General features: G+C 42.0%; 8 protein-coding genes. All 8 read right to left on the minus strand.

Annotated features, from left to right (window positions below):
• Positions 1-7: 7 nt before the first annotated feature.
• Positions 8-2,188 carry a DUF4434 domain-containing protein gene (locus DWY57_RS14850; protein ID WP_119961986.1) on the minus strand — a complete coding sequence of 727 codons (2,181 nt, stop codon included), beginning with the start codon at positions 2,186-2,188 and terminating at the stop codon, positions 8-10.
• Entirely contained in the window at positions 2,185-3,594 is a 1,410-nt protein-coding gene (locus DWY57_RS14855) for a sialate O-acetylesterase (RefSeq protein ID WP_119961987.1), read from the minus strand. The genes DWY57_RS14850 and DWY57_RS14855 overlap by 4 nt, the downstream gene beginning before the upstream one ends.
• A gap of 7 nt (positions 3,595-3,601) precedes the next feature.
• Positions 3,602-4,666, minus strand: coding sequence for a DUF4434 domain-containing protein (locus tag DWY57_RS14860; RefSeq protein WP_117600973.1), 1,065 nt, complete (start codon positions 4,664-4,666; stop codon positions 3,602-3,604).
• Between the two features lie 20 nt (positions 4,667-4,686).
• Positions 4,687-5,601, minus strand: a complete 915-nt coding sequence (gene rbsK, locus DWY57_RS14865) for a ribokinase (RefSeq protein WP_117600974.1) — start codon at positions 5,599-5,601, stop codon at positions 4,687-4,689.
• 11 nt (positions 5,602-5,612) lie between these two features.
• Positions 5,613-6,785: an AGE family epimerase/isomerase gene (locus tag DWY57_RS14870; RefSeq protein WP_117600975.1), complete on the minus strand. Its 1,173-nt coding sequence runs from the start codon at positions 6,783-6,785 to the stop codon at positions 5,613-5,615.
• A gap of 31 nt (positions 6,786-6,816) precedes the next feature.
• Entirely contained in the window at positions 6,817-8,220 is a 1,404-nt protein-coding gene (locus DWY57_RS14875) for a sugar porter family MFS transporter (protein WP_117600984.1), read from the minus strand.
• A 6-nt stretch (positions 8,221-8,226) separates the two neighbouring features.
• On the minus strand, positions 8,227-9,648 hold the full coding sequence (locus DWY57_RS14880; RefSeq protein ID WP_117600976.1) for a calcineurin-like phosphoesterase family protein: 1,422 nt from the start codon (positions 9,646-9,648) through the stop codon (positions 8,227-8,229).
• Position 9,649: 1 nt separating this feature from the next.
• Positions 9,650-9,883: DUF4434 domain-containing protein (locus tag DWY57_RS14885; protein WP_119961989.1), on the minus strand; the 234-nt coding region annotated here is incomplete at its 5' end.

Here is a 9,883-nt window from a genome sequence, read left to right on the forward strand (position 1 = left end):
ATAGTTGTCATTCAGCCTTTACTTTAGCGGATTCTTTGCCAATCACATTATAAACAGCCACTTCATAAGCATTATCTATTGTTCCTTCTGCATCAACAAAAGTCCTCGGAAGTTGTCCGTCACGTATTTGCAATTTCATAATCAACTGACCATCACGATAGATACTGTATCCGTCAACCGCTTTCACCTCATCAGGTATCCAACTGACTTCGATTCCCTTAGCCACCTTTCGTACAGCGGCACTCTTCACTCTCTCAGGAATATCCATTATAGGCAAACATCCCGTCCGGCAATATTGAAGATATGCCTGATGATACGCCGGATTGACTACAAACGGGCTATTGTAATGATTGTATGCAAAACAAATCAGGTTGCCGACATAACCATTTACAATCTCCAGCTGTTTTTGAACCCTTTCCAAAGGAGCACTAGTCCAAAAGCGCTGATCGAATGTCTCTACATTTCCCCAAAACTTCAGTCCAGGTTTAGTGTTGACAGCCTTCTTCAAACTAGAGAACCATTCCCACAAATTATCCAAATTCAGTCCACCTGCACCCACACAATCCTGAGGAGCGAATATATCTCCCGGACGGAAGTCGGTTTGCGCAAAGACGTTCGTCCACATCTTGCCATATTCTTCAGCATTTCCACCCACCTTGTAATTCATAAACGGAGACAACATAAGAGGCATTCCCGGAGCAATCTCGGAAAGATGGTTCAAATTCATATTCAATGCCTCTGCTAAAATTGATTGACGTTCAGAAGTCATACAATTCAAGTTGTCCACCTCCCAAACCCAATACCAGCCATGCATGGCATCCGGATACTTTTCTTTATACAAGGCAACAAGCTCATCTGCCACCTTATTACCCACTTCCATTTGTTCCAGCAACCAGTGAGCATCATAATCCACTTTCCACCAGCGTTCATTAAAGTTTAATCCTACAAATACTTTAATGCCATTTTTTTGTGCACTTTGCAAACACTTTTCAAGCGTTCTGCTGCCTTGCTTCTTCTTCGTCAGAGCAGACGGATAATTTGTAGTTGTTTTCCCTTTTTCATCCACCAGCAATGCAGGTGCATAAATCAGGTACTTCATGCCAGCTTCTTTCAGCATATCCATTTCCTGATTCCAACGTTCGTCGTCCCAATTTGTCACCAAAAACTCTTGCACAAAGGAACCACTGAAACGAGGAATATTACTGCCCTTGTTTTTCTGCTCAAATTGATAATGAAAATAGGTCCCTTTCAAATCTCTTATATAAGTATCAAAAACAGATTCATTTTCATGCAAATTAATGACACGTACCCCCCGGCTAAGCGTTTCATTATAGGCGGAAGGATAACCTGTCTTCCGGCCATAGGCCAAAGTTATGTTGCCGTCTAAATCAACCATATAGTCATTATTATGGTCATGACCTACAAACACCCCAATAACATCCCTCTTTTCTATAAATGAGGAGTACAACCCGGTATTCACACTTGGAGCACAAACACCCTCCTGCTTCTCGCCAAACTCCCGGCATGTCCACCTTGCCGTTTCATGCTCAGGCAGAGGAATATGGAAGAAAGCCAAGGAAGGCAATATGCGCTTGTTACGAGCAGTAACCAGACTGCTACTTTTTCTATACCACTCTATCTGGTCATGCTTAATCCAATCATAATAGCCAAAAGAACGATCTTTGGTATTATTGTGAGAATCGAAGAAATAGAGTACCCATTTTTCGGATGCAGCATCAGAAGAACGGACGGTCAACATGCAGTTGCCAGAGCCAGAAAGTCCTTTTTCAGCATCATAAGTCAGGTTATAAGGCCGTGTACACAGATAGTCCAATATCTGGGCATTGTTCATATCCGTTTCTTCATCATGATTGCCAAAGGTCACGACAAAAGGAGTTTGGGTTTCCCAAAATATTTTGGTCAATTTCTCCCATCCTTTCTTAGCATTCCAAGAAACTACTACATCACCTGTAAGAACAACCAAATCCGGATCTTCTATACGAATAACTTCACGAATCAAATGACAAGTGCTGTCATTCTTCAATTTATAAGAATCACTCTCTACCCAATGCAGGTCTGTCAACTGAACAATCTTGAACTTCCCGTCACGAAACTTCAAATCAGAAGCTTGAGAAAAAGCAGAGAGGCAAATAAAACAACAAACTAAATATAATAAAGATTTTTTCATTTTTTACGATCTGTTCTAAATGGAGCCAAAGGCAATCCGTTACTATCAAATAAATCAGGCATAGCATCATTGGAAAAACAATAACGTACTCCTACCGGTTCCTTCACCTTATCGGCAATGACACTTATATCTCCATTCTTTAATATAGAAGCCTTAGCCGGATGCAAATTGCCCTCTTTATCCACGACCTCAAAATGGCGAATGGCCTTATCCCTGCAAGCAAGTTTGCCAATAGCAGTCGTTGTTACAATTACTTTACGACCATCTACTCTAAAGGATTTTAGCATAGGCGAATACGGTTGTATATCCTCTTTATGATAACTATTTTTCAAAGCCATATCAGCCAATCGTTCTCCTACTTGTCTCTTCAGACTCGGATGAATATCTGTCAGGTCGTTTACCAAATCCCCCACCACAACCATGCCGGTATTTCTTAATGTAGCAGCCACATCGGCTTGTTGTTCACGCAAATACGCAGCATTTTTATCTGCATAGCCACTCCAGGGAGCTATCTGGACAAAATAGAAAGGCAGATAATGATGGAAAGCATTACGCCAGCCCCTAATCATAGCATCAAACATTACTCCATAATCCTGATGCCTTTCATTGTTAGCTTCTCCCTGATACCATATAACCCCGGCAATAGTGTAGTTTATAATGGGATGGATCATCGCATTGTAAAGAGAAGAATTAGCAGTCGGTGCCCATCCGGCAGTCAATGCTTTAGTCTTTTCTTCCAGTTTCTCATGGCGCAACGTAAATTCGTCAATCCAAGGCTCGATGGCAGTGCCACCCCAATAAGACCCTATCAACCCGACAGGAAGATTGCCCAACCCTTCATTCAACTTTTTCCCAAAGCAAAAAGCCACTACGCTAAAGTCTTCTGCAGTTTCGGGGGAACAGATTTCCCACTTTCCCTGAATTCTCTCAACCGGATATGCGGAGGATGACTTAGCCACCTTGAAAAAACGAATCTTTTTATTGTCAAACAGTGTACTTCTATCGGTGATGTCATCCACACGCCACTTAAAGCAATACTCCATATTTGACTGACCGGAACAAAGCCAAGTCTCTCCCATCAGAATGTCTTTCACCTCTGCACAAAGTTTACCTTCCCAACCATAAAACTGAATGGTGTACGGTCCTTCAGCCTTGGGGGTGTTTACATAAGTTTCCCAATATTTATATTTATCAGAAGATACATGAACCGTGTCATTGGGAGCCCAGCTGCACACAATCTTCAAATCCCAAACACTGGGGCACCATCCCCAAAGCTTCACTTCGGCATCGCGTTGCATCACCGCATGATCACTTATTATAGATGGAAGGACAAAATCAGCAGGATCTTGTGCCGCCAATTTGGTAAATCCCAACAGAGAAACTAAAAAATATACAATTCTTTTCATATCCTATTCATTTAAAATTTTGCCTGTTATACCAATCCATATATTGATTATATAACCTTACCGTCTCTCCTCTCAAGCCGGCATGAGCCTTAGATCCGGGCTTATTCATGATCCCAAGATACTGGTAAACCAAAATTTTGTCCACGAAAGGTGAAATAGCTTCCATTTGATGGATGATCCTATTGTCAAAGTCTGCCGGAAGCAAACTGCCATGAGTGGTCTGTTCAAAGTAAAACAACTCCATGTCAGCCCATATTCTGGAACGTCCTGCCTTTTGATGCGCTCTCGACAAATTCTCGTAATAACGGGCAGAGTCTTCCAACCTGGTTGAACCGACTCCCACTCCATCCTGATAGGCCACGATTTCCACATTAAGTTGTTCAAGCTGCCTCACAAAATAATCATCACATTTTTCTTTCTTTATATTGTATGGAGCAATTATATTCACACAGTTAGCATTCAATGACTTGGCCACTTGCGCGCACTCATTGACATAAGGTATCACAAAATCGCAAAAATAGGGATCCAACCATGACTCATTAGGAAAATACCACCCATAAAAACTCTGGTGATGCCCATATTTCTTATAGATTTCTTCCATCGATTGATTCCTTTTCTTACCCAGTTCTCTATCTGTCATCATCCGATGAGCATCAAGATCTGGCCCCCAATAATCATTGCTCACGAAGAACTTCACACCAAACTCATCTGCCGCTGAAAGCACTGTTTCAATAGGATCCTCACAACCCATTTCAAACTTGGGAGCCAATTTCGTATCAAAAAAGGCTTTGCCGTGAGCAGCTACATTCATCATCACCAAATATTCCATACCGGTCTCACTGATTTCACGAATCTTTTCCCTCCATTGGGCAGCAGTAAACTGTCTTAAATCTTTGTCCCAATATACTCCTTCTTTGCCTCCCGGATGCTGAAATTCAAACCAAGAGCCGGAAATAGGCTTTATATTCGGATTGGCAGCCGCTTGCTTTAAAATATCCGCTTGAGCTACTCCCGGCAGAGCCAAACCAACTGCTCCCAAACCTAACATTGACAAAAAATGACGTCTATCCACAATATTCCTCTTTTAACAGATTAAACTAAATTATTTATATCCAACTCTTTCCGATAAGGGATAGATGATTGAGCGCCCATTCTTGTAACAGAAATAGAAGAAGCTTTTGATGCAAACAATACAGCTTGCTCCAAACTCATCCCTTCGGAAACACCCACGCAAACAGCTCCATTGAAAGTGTCTCCTGCAGCCGTAGTATCAACCGGAACCACTTTGCAAGCATCTATATAACAAGTTTTTTCTCCTTCTCTTACAAAGCTTCCTTCGCCACCTAAGGTTATTATTATATTTTTCACACCTTTCCGATACAAAACATCGGCCGCCACAGCCACGTCTTTTTTGCTGTTTATCTTGACTCCGGTCAGCATTTCAGCCTCTATCCGATTGGGAGTTATCATATATAGATGTTGGAACAAAGATTCCGGCAAAGAACAAGCAGGAGCAGGATTCAATACAACTTTCACTCCCTTTTCATAAGCCTTCTGTGCAGCATATTCTACAGTTGGAAGGGGAATTTCCAGTTGCATCAATAATACATCTCCAGTCAGCATCTCCTTCTCCATACTGTCAATGTCTCCTTGTCCAAGTGACATATTAGCTCCTGAAGCCACAACAATACAATTTTCCGCATGCTGGTCCACGCTTATCAACGCAACTCCGGATGGGGTCTCCTTATCCAAAGCAATATAGTTTGTTGCTATGCCTTCATTTTGAAAAACACGCAAGGCCTGCTGTCCCAAAATATCATCACCCAATTTCGCTACAAATAACAAGTCACCACCCAACCGCTTCACTGCAACCGCTTGATTTGCTCCTTTACCCCCCTGATTCATAAGAAACTTACCACCAAGGATAGTCTCTCCCGGTACTGGCAAATGAGAGGTATGCACTACCATATCTGTATTCGAACTGCCTACTACTATGATTTTGCTCATACAGATTCTATTTATGAATTTGCTATTTCCTCTAAAACGGTCCAACACTGATACAATCCTCTGGGAACATGGAAACATCCTTTCCATTTTCCACCTTTCAGCGGAAGCAAAACTTCACCTCTTCTATTCAGGTATCCAAACCATTCAGGATATTCGGTATCTTTAAAATGAGTCCATGTATAATCATGCACTTTATTAAACCACTCCAGACATTGCCGGTCGCCCGTCAAATGATACCCTTTCAATAGAGAAATCAGAGTCTCGATATGTACCCACCAAAGCTTCTGATCCCATTCCAATTGCTGAGGAGGACAACCTTTACGATCCATAAAATAATAAATGCCCCCGAACTCTTTATCCCATCCATAATCGAGCATAGTTAAAGTGGTATTTTTCGCCTTTTCTATCAAGTCCAAACGCCCCAAACGTTTCCCTAAATCCATGATAAACCACATGGCTTCAATTGCATGCCCGGGAGTAACCTGCCTTCCCTCGAACGAATCGGAAAGCTGTCCGTCCATTTGTATATTTTCAACAATAAGCCCCCCCAATTCCGGACGATAAAATTCTTCCATAACCTCATGAATACAGACTTCCATGGTCTTTTCCAGATAATCCGCATCCAGCAAATGTTCTATCTCCAAAGCCAAATTGCATAAAATCATCGGCAATGCAAAGTTCTTCAAGTCACGCGTACCTGTATGCAACTTATTCCAGTGCCCTTTAGGATTATCAACCTTCGACAAGATTATATCAAACGTTTTCTTGGCAATCTCCGCATACTCTTCATTGCCTGTAGCCAAGCTTAACTGTCCAAATGCCATCGTAGCAAACGTATATGAAAAAATATTATAAGGATCGACCAATGGATTTCCTTGTCTGTCCAATGAGAAATACCAGTTATAGTTACCATCGTGACCATACTTTTTCAAGAATTCTCCTCCTTGAATGGCGCAATCTAACCACTCTTGACGCTTCTCGACCTTATTATAAAGCATCGAAAACATCCACACCTCGCGTCCCTGCAACCAAATAAATTTATCCGTATCAAATACATTACCTTGACGATCCAAGCATGTAAAATATCCACCATATTCATGATCTTGAGAACATTCAAGCCAAAAAGGAAGAATATGATTCATCAGTTCATCCTTATACTGTGTTGCTAATTTTTTAAAGTCCATAATTTTTTATATTTTAGTTCATAAGGTCAATTTATTTCATACGCGTCCAATACCGTTCTATCTCTTCCAAAGATTTGCCAGTCGTTTCCGGTACAAGTTTCCATACAATGAGCATATAAGGCACACACATTGCAGCAAACAAGAAAAATGTTCCAGCGGGGGTAAGATTCTGGAGCATCCAAGGAGTCAACTGTCCAATCAAGTATGTTCCAATCCAAAGAGAAAATCCAGCTATGGACATAGCCAAACCACGTACTTTGGTAGGATACATTTCTGAAAGAAGCACAAATATCACTGCACAAATAGACACGGCACAACAAAACACATAAGACAAAAAGAAAACAAGCAGGAACAGGCTCGAAATGCCCCATGATTTTCCAGCAATAAAATAGAAGCCTATCAATACCAATGAAAGGATCATACCTGAAACGCCATAATACACCAGCTTCTTACGGCCTACTCTATCAATAATGACAAGAGCCAGCACAGTAGTCAAGGTATTGACCAGCCCCACCAACACTTGATATAACAAGGAATCACCACCCGAAAGGCCAGCCCCTTCAAATATAGAAGGACCGTAATACAAGACCGCATTCACACCCATGAACTGTCCCAGCATGGCAATGGCAACACCGATTATTACAGCCTTCAGAATACCGGGCTGCAACAACAACACCCATTCAGACCTGACCTCTGATACAATCACCGATTTGGTCTCGTTCATCTGGATCATAGCCTCCTCGCCCGAGTTGTAGATTCGTTGCAATATACGGAGGCCACGTTCTTCCCTGCCCTTCAAGATCAACCAACGGGGACTTTCGGGAATGAAGAAAATAACGGCAAAGAACAAAAGTGCCGGCAATGTCTCCATACCCAACATGCCCCTCCACACCTCAGAAATAAAGAGCTTCTCAAACAGCCCCGTGCCAGAAGCCACATGACTTTCCGAGTACCCAAGCAATTGGAAATTCACCAGATAGGCGCCCAAAAAACCTACCGTGACAGCCAATTGATACAAAGAGACCAAACGGCCTCTGTATTGAGCCACGGAGACTTCCGATATATATAAGGGAGAGATGATAGAGACAACACCAATACCCACACCACCAATAATACGGTACAGAACCAACTCATCAAAATCCGTACAAACAGCACAACCTATAGCTGAAGTGGAAAACAGCACAGCGGAAAGAATCATCGTCAGTTTACGGCCAAACCGATCACTCAACACACCGGCCAAAAGCACACCAGCAATAGATCCTATCAATGCGCAACCGACATACCAGCCTTGCTGCAACGCATCCAAGTGAAAAAGTGCGGTCACCTGGGCAATGGTTCCTGAAATCACAGCAGTATCATAGCCGAAAAGGAAACCTCCCAAGGCTGCAACAAAGGAAAGGAACACCAGATATCCGATATTTACATTTGTCTTCATCATTGTCTATAGCTTAACTTTATATACATTACCAAAACGATCTGTCACACACACTTCTATTAAAGCCTCACGATTCTTAGGAAGAGCACGGAACATGTGTTCTGTCCTTATCGGAGAAATCCAATCATACTCTACACGTTTCTTGTCCGAGCAAATGGCCTTCGCTTCCGGGTCAAAACCTGTGAAATGCTCCATTTCACCCATATATTTCCCGTCCTCATACCATTCCACCTTCCACTCTTCATCCCAATTCCAGACATTCGCAAGAATATACTCAGGATAATCCCTTGAAGCCCCCACCGGATAAGCCCTGAACTGATGTTCGATAGGATACCCCGCACTCTTATAACGCCAAGTCAGCTTGTTTCCGTCAACTTCATATACACCATAACCGCTGGGAGTGCCATCGGTACAGATATCAGCTTTCCAAAAAGTACCACATACAGCCGCAGTATTATGCTCCATCAGACTGTCATTGAATACAACATTACCGTTGTTATGGGTATGGCCAGTAAGCAAATGCGCCTCGTATCCTTTCAAAAGATCATACAAACTTGAAGCATTGCTGGTTTCATCAGGAAGCAGAGCATTAAATTCCAACTCCTTGGTAGAACTGGAGGGGATATGCATGGAAACAAACACCAAATGGTCTTTCGGAACAAAAGCCAAATCCTTCTCAATCCATTGCAAAGTACGCTCATCAATATAACCTATATAGCGATAATTCCTATTGATATAGTAACAGTTATCAAGCACGATATAATGGGCTTTTCCACGATTAAAGGAATAATAGATAGGACCGAAACACTCTTCATAGGTCTTATACGAATGTTCGTAGGAACGGACCCCATATTCCATATCATGATTTCCAATCACACGGTACATGGGGACATCCAACACGTCCGATGTCTGTTTATATGAAGGAAAAAGCGACAAGGCATTGCCTACAATATCACCACAGTCCAACACAAACAAATCATATTCTGAATGTCTGTTTATAAACTCCCTCATATCCTTCAGGTACTCCGCATAAGCCGCAACATCCTCGCCTTTTCCCAGCTGGACATCAGCCTGAACCAAGAAAAGATGTCTATCATCATTCCTTGGATTCTTGACCAAAGAAAAATCATATATAAAGGTCCCTTCTATAATATGCTGATAGAATAAAGGAAGGCTACCGTCCCGTTGAGGCAAATAGCCTGCAGGAGTAGTGACATATACAAAACGGGCGTCACGATGGTAAGGAATGGTATACTTGCCGGAAGCATCGGTCAAGACACAATCGAAACCGTTCGTTACTACCACATTCGCGACCCCATCCCCCTGACATTTCACTTGTCCGGTTATAGCAAGTGGATTCTGTGCCATCATATTCAAGTGAACAACAGAAATAAAAAATACAAATAACAGTCTTGCCATGATCTCCATATTACTTTAGATTAAAAAAATCTTTATATCTATTATACAAGTGTCCTGCCTGTAAATATGCTGATTGAGGACTCATAAAATGAGAAAACTCAAAAGTGATGGCCTTGTCATAACCGGCTCGCTTGGCAGCCTCCAACTTCATCCGTAACTTGTCAAACTTGATAGGTAAAAAGTCAATGGGCATGTCACGATCAAAGGTTTCAGCGTTTGTCCAACATTTCATGCCATACTTATC

The organism is Bacteroides sp. AF25-5LB (assembly GCF_003602965.1).
GTDB classification, from domain to species: Bacteria; Bacteroidota; Bacteroidia; order Bacteroidales; family Bacteroidaceae; genus Bacteroides; species Bacteroides uniformis.

What these genes read in the sequence shown, in the direction of transcription:
- DWY57_RS14850 (WP_119961986.1), bottom strand. Translation starts at nt 2,188, where the DNA reads ATGAAAAAATCTTTATTATATTTAGTTTGTTGTTTTATTTGCCTCTCT.
- DWY57_RS14880 (WP_117600976.1), bottom strand. Translation starts at nt 9,648, where the DNA reads ATGGAGATCATGGCAAGACTGTTATTTGTATTTTTTATTTCTGTTGTT.
- DWY57_RS14875 (WP_117600984.1), bottom strand. Translation starts at nt 8,220, where the DNA reads ATGAAGACAAATGTAAATATCGGATATCTGGTGTTCCTTTCCTTTGTT.
- DWY57_RS14870 (WP_117600975.1), bottom strand. Translation starts at nt 6,785, where the DNA reads ATGGACTTTAAAAAATTAGCAACACAGTATAAGGATGAACTGATGAAT.
- DWY57_RS14855 (WP_119961987.1), bottom strand. Translation starts at nt 3,594, where the DNA reads ATGAAAAGAATTGTATATTTTTTAGTTTCTCTGTTGGGATTTACCAAA.
- rbsK (WP_117600974.1), bottom strand. Translation starts at nt 5,601, where the DNA reads ATGAGCAAAATCATAGTAGTAGGCAGTTCGAATACAGATATGGTAGTG.